This window comes from Glycocaulis sp. (assembly GCF_051859565.1).
Lineage (GTDB): Bacteria > Pseudomonadota > Alphaproteobacteria > Caulobacterales > Maricaulaceae > Glycocaulis.
The window spans coordinates 59,174-75,122 of record NZ_JBHYFK010000008.1 but is presented as its reverse complement, the minus strand read 5'-3'; the positions used below and the strand labels follow the sequence as shown (position 1 = coordinate 75,122).

The 15,949-nt window shown below is 63.0% G+C and carries 16 protein-coding genes; 9 read left to right on the top strand and 7 right to left on the bottom strand.

Going from position 1 to position 15,949, the window contains the following annotated elements; translation table 11 throughout:
• Positions 1 to 159: 159 nt before the first annotated feature.
• Positions 160 to 1,308 (top strand): acyltransferase family protein, encoded by a 1,149-nt coding sequence (locus tag ACTIGC_RS12205; protein WP_439634674.1) that lies wholly within the window; start codon positions 160 to 162, stop codon positions 1,306 to 1,308.
• On the opposite strand, the gene ACTIGC_RS12200 is transcribed toward ACTIGC_RS12205, so the two are convergent.
• The gene (locus ACTIGC_RS12200) at positions 1,298 to 2,092 is read right to left on the bottom strand and encodes a class I SAM-dependent methyltransferase (RefSeq protein ID WP_439634673.1); all 795 of its coding nucleotides are present in this window, start codon (positions 2,090 to 2,092) and stop codon (positions 1,298 to 1,300) included. The two genes, ACTIGC_RS12205 and ACTIGC_RS12200, sit on opposite strands and share 11 nt — an antisense overlap.
• 205 nt (positions 2,093 to 2,297) lie before the next feature.
• Entirely contained in the window at positions 2,298 to 3,116 is an 819-nt protein-coding gene (locus tag ACTIGC_RS12195) for an enoyl-ACP reductase FabI (protein ID WP_439634672.1), read from the bottom strand.
• 254 nt (positions 3,117 to 3,370) lie between these two features.
• Here ACTIGC_RS12195 and ACTIGC_RS12190 point away from each other — a divergent pair, with 254 nt between their 5' ends.
• Together ACTIGC_RS12190 and ACTIGC_RS12185 are read left to right on the top strand one after the other, a co-directional pair.
• Positions 3,371 to 4,300 carry an acyl-CoA desaturase gene (locus ACTIGC_RS12190; protein WP_439634671.1) on the top strand — a complete coding sequence of 310 codons (930 nt, stop codon included), beginning with the start codon at positions 3,371 to 3,373 and terminating at the stop codon, positions 4,298 to 4,300.
• Positions 4,301 to 4,414: 114 nt separating this feature from the next.
• Positions 4,415 to 4,912, top strand: coding sequence for a DinB family protein (locus tag ACTIGC_RS12185; RefSeq protein WP_439634670.1), 498 nt, complete (start codon positions 4,415 to 4,417; stop codon positions 4,910 to 4,912).
• Here ACTIGC_RS12185 and ACTIGC_RS12180 read toward each other — a convergent pair.
• Positions 4,888 to 5,301, bottom strand: a complete 414-nt coding sequence (locus ACTIGC_RS12180) for a DUF1499 domain-containing protein (RefSeq protein WP_439634669.1) — start codon at positions 5,299 to 5,301, stop codon at positions 4,888 to 4,890. The genes ACTIGC_RS12185 and ACTIGC_RS12180 overlap by 25 nt on opposite strands.
• A 136-nt stretch (positions 5,302 to 5,437) precedes the next feature.
• Here ACTIGC_RS12180 and ACTIGC_RS12175 point away from each other — a divergent pair, with 136 nt between their 5' ends.
• From ACTIGC_RS12175 to ACTIGC_RS12165, 3 genes are read left to right on the top strand one after another with little or no spacing between them, the layout of a single operon-like run.
• Positions 5,438 to 6,385: an ABC transporter ATP-binding protein gene (locus ACTIGC_RS12175; protein WP_439634668.1), complete on the top strand. Its 948-nt coding sequence runs from the start codon at positions 5,438 to 5,440 to the stop codon at positions 6,383 to 6,385.
• A 3-nt stretch (positions 6,386 to 6,388) separates the two neighbouring features.
• Positions 6,389 to 7,861, top strand: coding sequence for an ABC transporter permease (locus ACTIGC_RS12170; protein WP_439634667.1), 1,473 nt, complete (start codon positions 6,389 to 6,391; stop codon positions 7,859 to 7,861).
• 6 nt (positions 7,862 to 7,867) lie between these two features.
• Entirely contained in the window at positions 7,868 to 9,055 is a 1,188-nt protein-coding gene (locus ACTIGC_RS12165; RefSeq protein WP_439634666.1) for an LL-diaminopimelate aminotransferase, read from the top strand.
• 13 nt (positions 9,056 to 9,068) lie between these two features.
• Here ACTIGC_RS12165 and ACTIGC_RS12160 read toward each other — a convergent pair whose 3' ends face one another.
• From ACTIGC_RS12160 to ACTIGC_RS12150, 3 genes are all read right to left on the bottom strand, one after another.
• Entirely contained in the window at positions 9,069 to 11,030 is a 1,962-nt protein-coding gene (locus ACTIGC_RS12160) for a calcineurin-like phosphoesterase C-terminal domain-containing protein (RefSeq protein ID WP_439634665.1), read from the bottom strand.
• Between the two features lie 139 nt (positions 11,031 to 11,169).
• A complete protein-coding gene (locus tag ACTIGC_RS12155; RefSeq protein ID WP_439634738.1) occupies positions 11,170 to 13,245 on the bottom strand; it encodes a M3 family metallopeptidase in 2,076 nt (691 codons plus the stop codon).
• A gap of 374 nt (positions 13,246 to 13,619) precedes the next feature.
• On the bottom strand, positions 13,620 to 13,832 hold the full coding sequence (locus tag ACTIGC_RS12150) for a cold-shock protein (RefSeq protein WP_127568954.1): 213 nt from the start codon (positions 13,830 to 13,832) through the stop codon (positions 13,620 to 13,622).
• A gap of 264 nt (positions 13,833 to 14,096) precedes the next feature.
• On the opposite strand from ACTIGC_RS12150, the gene ACTIGC_RS12145 reads away from it, so the two are divergent.
• Positions 14,097 to 14,396 carry a hypothetical protein gene (locus tag ACTIGC_RS12145; protein ID WP_439634664.1) on the top strand — a complete coding sequence of 100 codons (300 nt, stop codon included), beginning with the start codon at positions 14,097 to 14,099 and terminating at the stop codon, positions 14,394 to 14,396.
• Here the strand turns inward: ACTIGC_RS12145 and ACTIGC_RS12140 are convergent.
• Positions 14,393 to 14,722 (bottom strand): ArsR/SmtB family transcription factor, encoded by a 330-nt coding sequence (locus ACTIGC_RS12140; RefSeq protein ID WP_439634663.1) that lies wholly within the window; start codon positions 14,720 to 14,722, stop codon positions 14,393 to 14,395. The genes ACTIGC_RS12145 and ACTIGC_RS12140 overlap by 4 nt on opposite strands.
• 69 nt (positions 14,723 to 14,791) lie before the next feature.
• Between ACTIGC_RS12140 and ACTIGC_RS12135 the strand changes: the two genes are divergently transcribed.
• Both ACTIGC_RS12135 and ACTIGC_RS12130 read left to right on the top strand, forming a co-directional pair.
• On the top strand, positions 14,792 to 15,241 hold the full coding sequence (locus tag ACTIGC_RS12135; RefSeq protein WP_439634737.1) for an SRPBCC family protein: 450 nt from the start codon (positions 14,792 to 14,794) through the stop codon (positions 15,239 to 15,241).
• A 148-nt stretch (positions 15,242 to 15,389) separates the two neighbouring features.
• A complete protein-coding gene (locus ACTIGC_RS12130; RefSeq protein WP_439634662.1) occupies positions 15,390 to 15,944 on the top strand; it encodes a hypothetical protein in 555 nt (184 codons plus the stop codon).
• Positions 15,945 to 15,949: the final 5 nt, after the last annotated feature.

The following is a 15,949-nucleotide window of genomic DNA, read 5'->3' as shown; positions in this document are numbered from 1 at the left end:
GATTCCGGCAATGCCGCCTGTCCCTGATGAGATGCCGTCTGGCCCGGAACTGCACACCACCATCCCGTGAGCGGCCGGTTTCATCACATGCCGCGCGACGGGGGCCGCAATCAGACGCAGAACGGCAGGCGAGTTTCCTTCAGCCTACGGACCTGCCCCATGATCGATACACCGCCTTCCGCCCGCCGCCCGGATCTCGACGCCTTGCGCGTTTTCGCCTTCGCCATGCTGATCCTCTACCATACCGGCATGGGCTATGTGACGTGGGGCTGGCACGTCAAAAGCGCCTATGCGGGCGATACGCTGGAACTGCCCATGATGCTGATGAGCCCGTGGCGCCTGCCTCTGCTCTTCTTCATCTCCGGCGTCGCGATGGCGATGCTGGCAGCAAAGCTCGGCACGGGCCGGTTCATGCTGGAGCGGGTCTGGCGGCTCTTCGTGCCGCTCGTCTTTGGCATGGCGGTGATCGTGATGCCGCAAACCTATTTCGAGCTGCGCACCAACGGCGAGATCGAACCGGGCATTCTCGCCTTCTGGCCGCAATATCTCGATTTCGGCAGCGGATTCTCGGTCACCACGCCGACCTGGAACCATCTCTGGTATGTCGCTTATATCTTCGTCTATGCACTGATCCTGGCGCCCTTCCTGCCCCATACAGGCAAGCTGGCACGCCTGCGGCTGGAGCGGGTGTGGAGCGGGCGGCTGGGCCTTGCCGCCTTCCTCATCCTGCCCGTCCTGCCGCTCTTGCTGATCCGCTTCACGCTGGCTGACCACTTCCCGACCACGCACAATCTCACGCGCGACTGGGCCAATCACGCCTACTCGTTCACATTCGTGATCTTCGGCGCGCTGGCCGCGCGTTCCGAGGGCTTCTGGCAGGCGGTGGACCGGGTGGGCAGGCTGGCGCTCGCCCTCACCGTTGCGGGCGGCGCATTGCTGGTCTTCGCCTATCTCGATTTCGATGCCCGCTTTGCCGATTCCGTAGAAGCCACGCTCTGGCGGGTCATGCGCCTTGCCTATGCGTGGTGGATGATCGTGACGCTGATCTGGCTCGCAAGGCGGCTGATCCGTTCGGGCTCGGCCCTGCTCTCGCGGCTCAACGTGCTGATCTTCCCGGTCTTCATCCTGCATCAGACGATCACGGTCAGCGCGATCTATCTGATTACGGCATGGGATATCCGCCTCGGGGGTCCGGGCGAGTTTGCGGTCGTCGCCGCGATCACGCTTCTGGGCAGCTGGGCCATCGCGGAGGCCGCATCACGCATCGCGCCGCTGCGGCCCCTGATGGGGATGAAGTTCAGACCCTGACCGCGCACGACAGCGCTTCGGGCGGCAGCAGGCGTTCCAGTGGTGCGCTGGCGGCTTCCCCCCTGGGGCGCAGAAGAAAGAACTCGGCGGCGAACCAGCCGGCTTCCTCCATCGCCAGCGGCGGGCGGCCAACCTTCTTCAATCGCGAGAGCGCGCCATGGCGCTCGGTTGCGCCGGTGAACTGGCGCTGCGGGAACACATGCCCGTCGAGCTTCTCGGTGACATAGCCGAACGCCTGCAAGGCTTGCGAAATCGCCTCCATCGGGAACTGGCGCAGGACAAACAGCGCCATCCAGGGCGGCGAGCCATTGGCGGCCTCGGCAATGCGGGTAAAGGTCGGCGCGCCGACATAGCCCACCGCACCGGTGGAAATGACGATATCGCTATGGGCAAAGACCCGCGCCTCGTCATGCTCGGGCGGCAGGCCCTGCCCGTCCGCCTCCAGATCGCAGGCGAGACCGAAATCGAGAAGCCCCGCGGCGCGCGCATAGGCGATGGCTGGGCCTGAGCTATCCAGCCCGGTAAATACCAGATCATCCACCGGCTTCAGTGACCGATACCAGGCCTGGTCCTCCGCCAGAAGCGCATCGCGCTCCAGCCCGCCAATCAGCCTTGCGGTATAGTGGGCATGGAGGCGCGAAACCGACAGCGGAAACTTGTGAAGCGCGGCATTGATCCCGTAGGAGCAGCCGACATCGGTGACATGTAACCGGCTAAGCCCGCGCGCTTTGCGGATCGCCCGGTAGCAGTTGCGCAATACCGGAGCTGCGCACTCCGCAATCATATAGTTGTATTGGCACAGCCTGCTGAAATAAAGCCGCGGATCATTAGAGTTATATATATCATCAAAGGAGGCCTTCCCTGTCTCGTCTACCGAGACAGGGTGCTTTTCATCGAGCATATCCTGATTGTTCCCCGCATATCTGCGTGAAGGGATACTATCAGGATAAGCATTTTGACTCAACCGCAGGCGATGAAATCAGGCGTTGTCAGCCTTCTTCACCCAAGTCCGGCACGCCAACGGCGTGGAAACCGGCATCGACGTGCAGCACTTCGCCGGTGCAGGAATGACCGAGGTCTGACAGCAGGTAGAGCGCCGAACCGGCCACACCTTCCATGCGGGTGTCTTCCTTGAGCATTGACCAGTCCTTGCCGGTCTTCATCAGCGTGCGCCCGCCGGAAATACCGGCCATGGCGAGGGTGCGCATCGGGCCTGCCGAGATGGCGTTCACGCGGATGCCCTGCGGGCCGAGATCACGCGCGATATAGCGGGTGGACGCTTCGAGCGCGGCCTTGGCAACGCCCATCACATTGTAGTTCGGCACTACGCGCTCCGAGCCCAGATAGGTCAGGCACACCATCGCGCCGCCATCCGGCATCAGCGCGCTGGCGCGTTTTGCAGCATCCACAAACGAGAAGGCCGACACGTCCATGGCGCGCTTGAACCCTTCGCGCGTGGTATTATGGGTGAAGGAGCCCTGCAGCTCGTCCTTGCCGGCAAAGGCGATGGCGTGGACGAGGAAGTCCATCTTGCCCCATTTCTTCTCCAGCGCGTCAAAGCAGGCGTCCATGGAGGCATCGTCGGTGACATCGGCGGTGACCATGAAGGGCGAACCGGGCAGGCTTTCCACCAGCGGGCGTACCCGCTTTTCCAGCTCCTCGCCCTGATAGGAGAAGGCCAGCTCCGCGCCCTGGGCTGCGAGTTGCTGGGCAATGCCCCAGGCAATCGAGTTCTTGTTGGCCACGCCCATGACAAGCCCGCGCTTGCCCTTCATCAGATTGCCGGCCGGAAAAACGCTGTCGCTCATGGGGTTAGTCCCTCCCGAATTGATGGCTGCGCCGTGCTGTGATTCTGCTTCGGCGCAAGACTGTTTCCCGTCGAATAGCGGATAGGGGCTGCGGCGTCGAGCCGCGCGCGTATGAACGCCCCGGCCATAATGACGTCAATTTGATCGGGCCATAATGGCCGAACCATCTGGTCAGAGCTGTCATATCATGTCAGCGTCTGTCCCCTGACCGCACCCCGTTGCGGCCGGTTGTACCTGAAGTCTGAGGATCAAGTTTGACGAAAATTGTTGCCCACCCCCGCTCCGAAGCAATCGAGAAAAGTTGGGGCAATCTGGACTGGACCAGCGTGTTTGCCGCGCTGATCTACCCAGCCATCGGCGTCATCGGCATGATTGGCGCCATTGTGCTCGGCCTTGCGCTGGAATCCCTCGCATTTCAATGGTGGTATGTGCCGCTGGCCATGACCGTTGGCGCGGTCACCCTGGTGATCTGCAATTTTGGCATCGGCGTCCTGCACCGTGTCTGGCAGCACCGTTCCGGCGAGCTGAAATGGCCCGCCCAGATGCTGACCGCACTCAATTGCGTGATCGCGATGCAGGGCCGGTTCAAGGACTGGATCAACTACCATTCCCAGCACCACCGCCTGTCGGACAAGCCCGGCGACCCGCACAACCCGCATGAGAGCAAGGTGTGGGCGTGGTTCGGCTGGATCATTTTCCGCGATCCCAACGATCTTCAGCGTCCGCTGGCCATGTGGCTGCGCGACATGCCGGGCGTGAAATGGGTGGATCATCACTATAACTGGTTGTCGCTGGTGGTGCATCTGGTCATCCCGGGCCTGATCTATCTGGCCGTCTTCCTGTCGGGCGGCTCGCTTCTTCTGACCTTCCTTCTCCACGCCGCAGCCGTCACGGCGCGCGGTGTGCAGTTTCACGCGACCACGCTGGGCGTGAACGTGTTCGGCCATTTGAAGACACCGGCCTGGCTGGACTGGACGCTCGCCCTGCTGACCGGCGGCGAGGCCATCCACGACCATCATCACGAGCATCCGCAAAGCGCACTGCACCTGCCGCGCAAGGGGCTGATCAATCGCGTGGTCGACTATAACGGCACGCTGCTCCTGCTGTTTGAGAAGCTCAAATGGGCCAGCGATCTGAAGATCGCACCGCAATTTGCTGCTCAACCGGCCATAGCACGCCGCTAGGCCGTACCGGGCGATCCCGGCCTGCCGATATGTGGGCCGGGATTTGACCGGGTCATTCCTTGCTCTACACCTGATGGCAGGTAAAGATCGCCATCAGCGAGGGAAGACAAAGCCGTGCACGACCATTTCCGCCGTTTTGCCGCCTACAATGCCTGGGCCAATGCCCGGCTTTATGACGCGGCGACCGCGCTGAAAGACACCGAACGCAAAAAGGATGTGAAGGCTTATTTCCGCAGCCTGCACGGCACGCTTAATCATCTGCTGGTCGCAGACCGTATATGGCTCTACCGGCTAACCGGCGAGGGCGAAGCTCCAAGCCGCCTCGACGCCGTCCTTTACGAGAATTTTGGCGAGCTGCGCGCCGCGCGCGAGGCCGAGGACCAGCGCCTGATCGCCTATGTTGCGGGCCTGGACCCGGCCAACTTCGCAACCGTGATCCGCTATGGCAATACGCGCGGTGAAGCCAAGGAATTGCCGCTGGGCGTGATCCTGGCCCATCTGTTCAATCACCAGACCCATCATCGCGGTCAGGCAAGCCACATTCTGCGCCAACTGGGTGTCACCGAGCCGCCATCTCTGGACCTGCTCTATTTCGCCCTGCCTGCAGCGTAGAACGCATCCAGCCAGCGCGTGACGCGTTTGCGGTTAACACCAAAATCGTAATACCCCACCAGCGCGCGCGAATAGACCGCCAGCACGGCCCTGTCCGGTCCTGCCGCCATCGCTTCGGCTGTGATCTTGTCGGTAAAGCCGAAGACTGCGCTTTTCTGCTCCAGCTCCACCTGCAGGCCGGCCTCGCTGACAAGGCGCGTGCGCGGCGCAGCAAGGGCGATTGCCTTGAAACGAGCCAGCGCATCCGCTGGCGTCATGGCAACCGGCGCCGTGCGCTTATGGGCCTCGGCCGGGCTGTCAAAACCCTCCGGCAAGGCGAGGAACCAGCACGGCTCACGCGGCGGCGTCAGAGATGAAAAATCCAGCGGAAAGGTACCGGCCCGGCTCATGTCGTGCGCTCCTGTCACATTAAATCCCAGTCAGGTGTCCGAATTATTGCCAGGCCGGGATGACAGGCCGGGGCGGGCATCCTAAACACGGCTCCAACATAGTGTGATTTCCCGCCAGACAACCGGATTTTCGACGATGACAACGCCTGCACTGGACGTAACCGGCCTGACCAAGACGTTTTCCGGCTTTCCGGCGGTCCGGGATGTCAGTTTCACGGTGCCTGCAGGGTCCATTACCGGCTTTCTCGGTCCCAATGGCGCCGGCAAGACCACAACGCTGCGCATGGCGCTGGGCATAATCCGCCCTGATGCCGGCAGCGCGACACTTTTCGGTCAGCCGCCGACATTGCGCGCGCTCGACCGGGTGGGCTTCCTGCCGGAGGAGCGCGGCGTGTACCGCAAGATGACGGCCGAGCAGGTCATCGCCCTGTTTGCCCGCCTCAAAGGCGTCCCGGCAGTGGAGGCGCGCAAACGCGCCGCGGCAGCGCTGGAGCGCTTCGGGCTGGCCGCCAGCGCCGGCAAGAAGGTCAAGGAGCTTTCCAAGGGCATGGCCCAGAAGGTCCAGATCATCGCGGCCATTATTCACGAACCCGATTTCATCATTCTCGACGAACCGTTCTCGGGTCTTGATCCGGTCAATCAGGCCATGCTGGAGGATGTGATCCTCGAACAGGCTGCCGCCGGGCGCACCATCCTCTTCTCCACCCACGTCATGGCTCAGGCTGAACGCATCTGCGACCGCATCGTGCTGATGGCGCGCGGGCAGAAGATTTTCGATGGCAAGGTGGATGAGGCGCTGGCCGTCGTGCCCCGCCTCGTCACCATTGGCGTTGACTCCGATGATGATATCAGTGCCCTGCTCTCAGGGTTCGGCGAGGTTACGCGCGCGGAGAAAGATGCCGATGGTGTGACGCTCTGGCAGATTGCCCTGAAGCCGGGCGTCGACCCCCAGCACGTCCTGCGGGCCTGCGTGGAAGCGGGCGTGCGCCTTACCCGGTTCGAGCCGGTGCGCCCCCATCTGCACGACGCCTTTGTCCGGCTGGTATCGGCCGGTGACCCCCTTCAGCCTGTGGAAGGCCAGTAAGCCATGCGCGCCATCTATCTCATCGCCCGCCGCGAATACCTGTCCTATGTCGCGACCTGGGGCTTCTGGCTGTCGCTGGCCTCGGTGCCGCTCTTCATGCTGATCGGCGCGTCCATTCCCGCGCTGGTGCAGTCGGCCCAGCCGGTACGGCATTACGTCGTAATCGACGAAACCGATCGCGGTCTCGATACCGTGATACAGGCCTCCATCGAACGCGAACGCCGCGAACAGACGCGCGCCGCCCTGGAAGCGGCCGCAGCCGTCTCCGCTGACACGGCAACGCGCGAACGCGCACTGGCGGCTTTCGACGCAGATCCGCTTGGTCTCGGCGGCCTTGATGACGCGCTGGACATCCTCGGCATGCAGGGCAGCGCCGACATGATCGCGGCAGGAACAGGACGCATGATCCGGCTGGAAGCCCCCGCGCGCACGCTGGATGAATTGCGTCCCTATCTGCTCGGCGAGCGGCAGGTGGCAACACCGGACGGACCGCGCAGTCTCTTCGCCGCCATATTCATCAGCCAGGAAGCCGGCTCCGACCTGCCGCTGATCAATTATTACTCGACCAGCGTCACCGAGCAGAGCCTGTCAGGCGCCGCCCGCCGCGCGCTTCGCGACCATGTACGCGAGCAGGCTCTGGCGGCACGCGGGCTGGACCCGGCAGAGATCCGCGAGCTGTCCTCGCTGGAGCCGGAAATGCGCAATTTCAACCCGGCTACGGTCGATGACAGTGAGGTCGGCGCTGCCGACTGGGCCCCGTTTATCGTCGCTGTGGTGCTGGCCATCATGTTGTGGACGGCCATCTTCTCGGTGGCCAACATGCTGCTGACCAGCCTTATCGAGGAAAAGGGCGGCAAGATTATCGAACTGCTGCTATCGACCGTGCGCGTGCGTGATCTGCTGATCGGCAAGCTCCTGGGTGTCGCGGCTGTCTCCTTCACCCTCTTCGCCGTCTGGGGGCTTATCGGCACCACGCTGATGCTGATTGCCGGCACCTTCCTGCAGGGCATCGACCCGGAGATTGCCGGCTTTATTGCCGAAGCCGTGCAGCCGGGCCTCTTCCTGGCGGCGCTTGGCTATTTCCTCGTCGGCTATCTGATGTATGGCGCGATCTTCCTGGCGCTGGGTTCCTTGTGCGAGACGCTGCACGATGCGCAGACCCTGATGAGCCCGCTTATCCTGGTGCTGATGCTGCCCTTGATGATCCTCGTCTTCGCCATGCGCTCGATTGATTCCGTCGCTGTCCAGATCGTGTCATGGGTGCCTATCTGGACGCCCTTCATCATGATTGCGCGCCTGCCATCCGATCCGCCTTTGTGGGAGATTGCCGGCACCACCGCCGTGATGCTGCTGACACTGATTGTGGTGCTGTGGGGCGCGGCGTCCGTGTTCCAGCAGGGCGCGCTGGGCCACGCCAATGCCGACTCCGTCAAGCGCGTCTTCTCACGTAAGAAACCTGTCAGGGACGAGGAATAGGCGGCTATGGGCCAGTCGGGCAACGACACTTTCTACCGCGAACGCCGCCTGCCGCCTTACGTCTTCGCCGAAGTGAACCGGATGAAGGCGGCGTGGCGCAAGGAGGGTCGCGACATCATCGATTTCGGCATGGGCAATCCCGATCTCGCGCCCGCGCCGCATATCGTGGAGAAGCTCAAAGAAGTCGCCGCCGACCCGCGCGCGCACCGCTATTCAGCCAGCCAGGGCGTGCCGTCCCTGCGCCGCGCCTTCACCCGCTATTACGAGCGCCGGTTTGATGTGGGTCTGAACCCGGAAACCGAAGTGTGCGTCACGCTTGGCTCCAAGGAAGGCCTCGCCAATCTGGCGCAGGCGATCACCGCGCCGGGCGATGTCATCATCGTGCCCGACCCGTCCTACCCCATCCACATGTTCGGCTTCATCATTGCCGGGGCTGCCGTTCGCGCGGTCAGCTTCAACTCGCCTGAACAATTCCTCGCCGACGCGGTGACCGCCTGCAAGCGCTCGGTCCCGGCTCCGTCGGCCATGGTGCTGAACTTCCCGTCCAACCCGACCGCGCAGGTGGTCGATCTCGATTTCTACCGCGAGGCGGTGAAGGTCGCCAAAGCCAACGACATCGTTCTCATCTCCGATCTCGCCTATTCGGAGATTTATTTCGACGGCAACCCGCCCCCCTCCATCCTGCAGGTCGAGGGCGCGCGCGATGTGGCGGTGGAGTTCACCTCCATGTCGAAAACCTATTCCATGCCCGGCTGGCGTATCGGCTTTGCCGCCGGGTCAGCGCGCCTGATCGCGGCACTGAAGCGGGTGAAATCCTATCTCGATTACGGTGCCTTCACGCCGGTACAGATCGCGGCCGTGGCGGCGCTTGACGGCCCGCAGGATCATGTCGCCATCGCCCGCGAGACCTACAAGAAGCGCCGCGACGTGCTGGTGGAAAGCTTCTCGCGCGCCGGGTTCGACATCCCCTCGCCGCCCGCCACCATGTTCGCCTGGGCGCCCATACCAGAGCGCTTTGCCCATATGGGCTCGGTGGAGTTTGCCAAGGACCTGATGGAGAAGACCGGCGTGGCGGTGGCCCCCGGCCTTGGCTTTGGCGAGCGCGGCGATACCCATATCCGGCTCGCGCTGGTCGAGAACGAACAGCGCATCCGCCAGGCGGCCCGCAATCTGAAGGGCTATTTCCAGCCCTGACCGGCTAGCCTGGTCAGTTGACCGCCCCCGCCTCCCACACATCGGTGCGGAAGCGGGCAGGCGGGCGTTCCCCGCGTACCTCGAACACAATCGTATCGCTATAGCGGAGCCCGTGCCGGTCCGTGCTGGTGACGGTCAGGCGGTGAACGCCTTCGGCCAGATCGGCGGGCAGGCGCGCTGTCCACAGATGCATGTTGCGGTCAGCCAGCGAGCTTTGCGGCTGAGGTGTTCCACGGAAGCTGCGCCCCTGAAAGGCTTCAAAGCCCTGATTGCGCTCCTCGCCCGACCGGCTCTCGACCGCATAGCGCCCGACACTCGCCTGACGCTGCACGGCGAACGGGTCGGCATACATCGCGCCTATACGCACCGCCTCGCCCGCGCCTTCCTGCGTGCGCTCCAGTGCGAAGGCCGCACCGTTATGGATACGCGCCTCGACAATGGTTTCCGCCGCGCCATTCCATACATTGGCGGTGAGATACGTGCCTTCGGCCAGATCCTGGCGGGTCAGGATACGCGTATCCGGCAAATCGTTGATGGAAACGGGCGGGACCGGGTCGCGCTCCTGCCAGGGCTCGCCGCGCCAGGCATTGAGCACATCAAACCAGCTGCGGAAGGCGGGCGTGTTGAAATCGACCCATTGGCCACGCTCTTCACCGAGCCGCGAGCCCACATAGCGCTCCTGATAGGCCGTACCCGCAAAGTCGATCATCAGCACGCCCTTGGGCGCGCCCATGCGCTGCAAGGCCTGCGCATCACCATCGAGATTGAAATCACCCTGCCACCAGTTTCCTGATGCCGCCCCGGCAATGATATGGCGGAAAGGCAGCGGGCCGACGCCCACGCTTTCCTGCCAGCCTTCAAAATACTGGCCGGGAGAATGGTTCTCGGTGGTATGGGTATGGCCCGATAGGGACAGCGCCTCACGGCCCTCCAGCAGCGCGTATATGGCCGCAGCATTGTCTGTCTGGTGAACCGGGCTCGCCGCGTCCACAAAGCTCACAAATGGCGCGTGGTGGGCGATGACGATAAGCCGGTCTTCATCGATATGCTCAAGGAGGTTTGCCAGCCATTCCATCTGCACATTGTCAACGCGCGCATTATAGCGGGCGCGCTCGCTCTCGGTGCAGAACTCGCGGCCCGGCACGTCCGCATCCTCAATCCCGCAAGGGAAGTAGATATTGTTGAGGACGATGAAGCTGACCTCGCCAATCTCGAAGGCATAATAGGCAGGGCCATAAAGCCTGCGCCATGTGTCGACCGAGTTGGCATGAGACCTGGCGTCCAGATCGAGATCGTGATTGCCCGGCAGCGCCCATTGCGGCACGCCAACGGCTGATCCGACCTCAAAGACCCGCGTCAGCAGATCAAGATCGTCGCCCACCACATCGCCCAGATAGAGCATGCAGTCATTGCCGGAGAGGCCGCTGGCAACAAGGTCGGCAATCGCGCTGTCACGCAGCTGGCTGATCTCGAAATTGGAATAGGTCTGGCTGTCGCCAATAATCGCACACGTGAAAGCATCATCACCTTCCACCCGGCGCAGCGGGAAATTGACCGCCCGGGGGGCAGCGCCCGTGTCCGGCAGGCCGCCATAGCGAAGAGCCTCCGGCGTACCGCCCGGCTTGTGGGTATGGGAAAACTGCGGGATCTGGCGCTCATTGACCGGCACGCGGAAGCCCGAAGGCTGTATGACGAAGAGGTCCATATCCTCTCGTACCGGCAGGGTGTAGGCCCCCACCCGGTTCGTCACCGTCACATCCCGCCCGTTGGACACCAGGACGTGCTGCACGCCCGGCTCATCACGCTGATAGACGCCGTCGCCATTGAGGTCCTCGAACACGACACCGCCCACAAAGCCGTCAGACGCGCCCTCAATCACTTCAGGAGACGCAATCCAGGGTGCATCGGCCAGCGCCGTTGCCGGCAGGGCGGCAAGGGCGAAAAGGGCAAGACCGAAACGGGCATGGCGGAGCATGGAACAGATCCTTCCTGAGCAGACGGGTGGCGTAACTCTCTAGGCGGGGCGTTTGTCAGTTGTGTGAAAGCGGGTGGAAAAGAAAAGGGCGCGCTCCGGCAAGAAGCGCGCCCTTCTCATTCACGACGCAGTCGCGGGTCTAGCCTTCGACTTCGGTCAGCAGGCCCCGGTTGCGCAGCAGCGGCTCCACCGAAGGCTCACGCCCGCGGAAACCGGTATACATCTCCATGGCCGGACGCGTATTGCCCCCCGAAAACACCTCATAGAGGCGCTGCGCGGTTTCCGGATCGAAGATGTCGCCTGCTTCTTCAAAGGCGGCAAAGCCGTCATTATCGAGCACGCCCGCCCACAGATAGCTGTAATAGCCCGCCGCATAGCCCTCGCCGGAGAAGCTGTGCAGGAAGTGGGCCGAGCGGTGACGCATCGGGATCTGGCGCAGATTCTGACGGCTTTCCAGCACCTCGGCTTCAAAAGCCTCCACATCGATCTCCGACGGGTTTTCTTCCAGGTGGAAGGCCATGTCGACAAAACCGGAATTGAGGAATTCGACATTCTCGAAACCGGCATTGAAGGTCTGGGCTTCCAGCACCCGCTCAAGCAGTTCGCGCGGCATCGGCTCGCCGGTCTCATAGTGGGTTGCGTAGGTCTCGAGGATTTCCGGCTGGGCCAGCCAGTGCTCGAGGATCTGCGCCGGGAATTCCACGAAATCGCGGTCCACGGAGGTGCCCGCCAGCGACGGATAGTCCGTGTTCGAGAGAATGCCATGCAGGCCGTGACCCAGCTCGTGGAAGAGCGTCGTCGCGTCCGTGAAGGAAATGAGCGCGGGCTCACCATCTTCCGGCTTGTTGTAGTTGCAGTTGTTCAGGATGAGCGGGATATCGCCCGTAATCCCGTTCTGGGCGCGGAACGCACTCATCCACGCGCCGGAGCGCTTGCCCTGGCGGGCGAAATAATCGCCGTAGAACAGAGCGATCACCTCCCCATCGGCATTATGGACTTCCCACACGCGGACATCAGGATGGTAAACCGGGATGTCGTTGCGCTCGTGGAAGGTGATGTTGAACAGACGCTCCGAGGTGTAGAACATCGCGTCGATCATCCGGTCCAGCTCTAGATACTGGGCCACTTCTGACGGATCGATGCTGTAGCGTTCCTCACGCACGCGCTGGGTATAATAGCGCCAGTCCCAGCCCTCGGCTTCATAATCGCCGCCTTCGGCATCGATCATGGCCTGGATATCAGCGAGCTCTTCAAGCGCGCGCTGCCGGGCCGGCCACCAGACCTGTTCCATCAGGTCGATCGCCGCTTCAGGCGTTTCCGCCATCGTGCCGCCGGTGCGGTAGTGGGCCCAGCTTTCAAAGCCGAGCATCTGCGCCTGCTCCTGACGCAGAGCCAGAATATCGCGGATCAGCTGGTTGTTGTTGAACTCGTTGTCGTTATTGCCGCGATTATAGAAGCCGCGCCAGGCACGTTCGCGCAGCTCGCGGTCCGGCGAGGTCTCCAGGAAAGGCTCCACGCTGGAGCGGTCCAGCGTGATGATATGGCCATCCATGTCCCGCGCGCGGGCGGCAGCGCGGGCGGCGCTGACCATGGACGCAGGCAGGTCTTCCAGGGCGCTTTCCGGCAGTTCCATATACCAGAGTTCCCGGTCGCCGAGCTCGTTCTGGGAGAACTGGGTGTAAAGCGTCGCGAGCTCGGAACGGATCTCTGCAAAGCGCTCACGCTCCTCCTCGGTCAGCTGGGCGCCGGCGCGGACGAAATTGTCGTGATAGACTTCCAGAAGCCGGGCCTGCTCGTCGGTCAGGTTCAGATCGGCACGGTTCTGGAAGAGCGTGTCGATGCGGGCAAACAAGTCTGCATTGAGCGTGATCGATGCGCTGTGGCGGGCCAGCATCGGGCTGACATCACGCTGGATGGACCGCAACTCCTCATTCGAGGCCGAGCTGGTCAGATTGCCGAACACCGCCCCGACGCGGCTCAGGCCGCTGCCCGCCATCTCCATGGCCAGAAGCGTGTTTTCAAACGTGGGCGCTTCGGGATTATTGGCAATCGCCGCAACTTCAGCCGAATGGTCAGCCATCGCCGCCTCGAAGGCCGGCATAAAATGCGCTTCGGTGATACGGTCGAGGGGCGGCGCGCCGAAATTCTCCGTCCACTCTTCGGCGAACGGGTTGTTGTCCAGCGCGGCCAGTGCGCCGCCCTGCGCCGCAAGCATATCAGCCGGACTGGCCGCCGTCTCTTGCTCAGGGGCCGCTCCGGTTTCGCTTGCGCCGGTCACTTCCGGTGCGGGCGCGGCAGGCTGCTCTTCGCAGGCTGCCAGCACCAGGGCCGCAGCAGCTGCACCGTACATCAGACGATCAATCATATCCTCACCTTTGGTATTGTTAGTGGGCTTGAGTTCAGAAAATCGGGTGGCATCCTAGCGCTGCGCGCGGACAATTAAAGCCATCGCGCTGTTAGCGCACGAAGGTGTGATCCCGTAATACTATTACATGCCGGCGCGGGATACAAAAAGGCGCGGAAGGGATCCCTTCCGCGCCTTTTCTGTATCCATGGCACGCTTCTGATCAGGAAGCGAACCGCAAACGGCTAGTCGGCCAGTTGCAGGTCAACCGCCTTGGGGCCTTTCCCGCGGGTGTCCGGCTCGGTCTCGAAAGACACGCGCTGGCCATCGTTGAGGCCCGTCAGGCCGGCAGCCTGAACAGCGGTGATGTGCACGAACACATCCTTGCCGCCATCATCCGGGGTGATGAAGCCGAAGCCTTTGGTGGTGTTGAAGAATTTGACAGTTCCGGTCGTCATTTCGGGGTAACCTTTCCCGTAGTATTGCGCCGCGTCCGGCGCAAGAGTTCAGTCGCGTCCGGCGTCCCGGTCGCGGCGAACGGACTTGCAATGCGGGGAAGGCTGAAGGGGTAGGCGTTGTATCACGCGGGGTCTTCCAGTATTCCGCCGGGCCGAAACGGCCGCCCGTGCCACTCTGTTATGCCGTAAAATCGCCTGCCCGGCAAGACAAGGCGAAAAGCGCTTCCGCGTTGAACCGGGCTGCAGGGATGCTAGCTTGCGGTCATGAGCCGCCGCCCTTTCCTCTCCCGCACCCATCGCGCCCGCGCAGAGCGTGCCCGCCAGAACGCCTCCGGCGATCCGGGCGGCACCATGCGGCTGGCGGTTCTGGTGGCCCTGGTTCTGGTAGCGCTGGCCGTTGCAGCGGGCTTTCGCGGTGAAGAGACCGCGCGCGGCGTCGGCGGGCTTGTAGCGCGGCTGGGTCCGCTGGCAGAGCCGCGCCTGTTTGGCGCGTCCATTCTGGAGCTTCTCGCGATTCTCGCCGTGATCGGCGCGTGCGCCCTCATCCTCTGGCGCAAGCGCTAGGACGAGCCTTCAAGATCTGATGTCAGCCGGTCCAGCACGGTAACTGCATGATCGGCATGCGGTCCGATCCAGCGTTCCTGGATATGGCGTATGGGCAGCGGGTTGATATGGTTCCAGCGTTCACGCCCCTTGCGCTGGACGATTATGAGATCAGCGCGCTCCAGCACTTTGAGGTGCTGCATCACCGTGCAGCGGTCAATGACCGGGAAGCGCTCGCACAGCGCGCCCGTGGTCTGCGGATCATCCTTCAGGCAGTCCAGCAATTCCCGCCGCACTGGCGAAGCCAGAGCCTTGAAAATACTGTCCATTTTATCTGCGCTTGACATGTTATAATTTTATAACATGATTTGGCGCCATCAAGGCAAGCCCATAAGCAGGACAGGTGCAGTATGGAAATGGAGCTGAAATTCCGGGTCGGCGCGCGTATTGCCCGGCCCGTATCAGAGGTGTTCGAGGCCATCGTGAACCCCGAGACACTCTCACGATACTTCACGACCGGCGGCGCGAAGGGCCGCATGGAAACCGGCGCCGTCGTGTACTGGTCGTTTCACGACTTCCCAGGCAGCTTCCCCGTCAATGTGGTGGAGGTCGCCGACAACGAGCGTATCGTGTTCGACTGGGACGCCGACGAGCCTGACGCACCCTACAAGACGCGCGTGACGATGAGCTTCGAAGCACTGGAGGACGGCCGCACGCTGGTCTCCATCCGCGAGGAGGGTTGGCGCCAGACACCCGCAGGGCTGAAGGCCTCCTACGGCAATTGTGGCGGCTGGATGCAGATGCTGTGCGCCCTCAAGGCCTGGACCGAGCACGGCATCAATCTGCGCGAAGGCATGTTCAAATAGCCCAGCCGGCTCATGCACCCAGCCGCCTCTTGATAGACGCGGCGGCGTGGCGCCAAAGCCATACCCGCCCCTTCGCGCCGGCCGCGCGGAGGGGTTTTCATTGCTCTGACCGCGCCGGGCATTATGATCGGCGCCAATGGGGGGATGGATGCGCGATCAACGCACCACGCGATTTATGAGCCTTTATGCCGATGCCGCTGGCGAAGCCGCGGGGCCCGGCGCTCATCCCATGGATTCATGGTGTCCGCCCTGCCCGCCCCCGCGCCGGCATGGCAGCACGCCCATTGATGCGATTATCGGCCTTGCTGTCCGCCTGGGGCTGGCGGCAGCCTTGTGGAGCTGGGCGAGGGCCAACGCCTTGCCCGTGCGGGACTGGGGGGAATGGCAGGGCTGGTTCCAGCCCGACCCCGGCCTTGTGGCCGCCGCCTCGGTCTGGTTTACGGGCCTGGCCGATGCCCAGGCCATGGCGTTTCAGCTGGTCCTGTGGGGCACGCTTCTGCCGGTAATCCTGCTGGCCGGGTTTCTCACCCGGTTTGCCGGACTTGGCATATTGCTGTGTGCGGTCTTCTTCACCATCGCCATCGAACCACAAGGATGGAGCTTTGCCCTGATCGCGGGCGCGCTGGGGCTCTATCTTGCCTTGCGCGGGGCCGGACCGCTTTCCATCGACTGGGGCGCTGCCCGTCTGACCCGGATGGGGTAGGCCTC

Coding starts and splice junctions, on each gene's coding strand:
- ACTIGC_RS12145 (WP_439634664.1), top strand. CDS start 14,097: ATGAGCCGCCGCCCTTTCCTCTCCCGCACCCATCGCGCCCGCGCAGAG.
- ACTIGC_RS12195 (WP_439634672.1), bottom strand. CDS start 3,116: ATGAGCGACAGCGTTTTTCCGGCCGGCAATCTGATGAAGGGCAAGCGC.
- ACTIGC_RS12170 (WP_439634667.1), top strand. CDS start 6,389: ATGCGCGCCATCTATCTCATCGCCCGCCGCGAATACCTGTCCTATGTC.
- ACTIGC_RS12160 (WP_439634665.1), bottom strand. CDS start 11,030: ATGCTCCGCCATGCCCGTTTCGGTCTTGCCCTTTTCGCCCTTGCCGCC.
- ACTIGC_RS12205 (WP_439634674.1), top strand. CDS start 160: ATGATCGATACACCGCCTTCCGCCCGCCGCCCGGATCTCGACGCCTTG.
- ACTIGC_RS12130 (WP_439634662.1), top strand. CDS start 15,390: ATGCGCGATCAACGCACCACGCGATTTATGAGCCTTTATGCCGATGCC.
- ACTIGC_RS12180 (WP_439634669.1), bottom strand. CDS start 5,301: ATGAGCCGGGCCGGTACCTTTCCGCTGGATTTTTCATCTCTGACGCCG.
- ACTIGC_RS12175 (WP_439634668.1), top strand. CDS start 5,438: ATGACAACGCCTGCACTGGACGTAACCGGCCTGACCAAGACGTTTTCC.
- ACTIGC_RS12165 (WP_439634666.1), top strand. CDS start 7,868: ATGGGCCAGTCGGGCAACGACACTTTCTACCGCGAACGCCGCCTGCCG.
- ACTIGC_RS12135 (WP_439634737.1), top strand. CDS start 14,792: ATGGAGCTGAAATTCCGGGTCGGCGCGCGTATTGCCCGGCCCGTATCA.
- ACTIGC_RS12150 (WP_127568954.1), bottom strand. CDS start 13,832: ATGACGACCGGAACTGTCAAATTCTTCAACACCACCAAAGGCTTCGGC.
- ACTIGC_RS12140 (WP_439634663.1), bottom strand. CDS start 14,722: ATGTCAAGCGCAGATAAAATGGACAGTATTTTCAAGGCTCTGGCTTCG.
- ACTIGC_RS12200 (WP_439634673.1), bottom strand. CDS start 2,092: ATGATTGCGGAGTGCGCAGCTCCGGTATTGCGCAACTGCTACCGGGCG.
- ACTIGC_RS12155 (WP_439634738.1), bottom strand. CDS start 13,245: ATGCTTGCGGCGCAGGGCGGCGCACTGGCCGCGCTGGACAACAACCCG.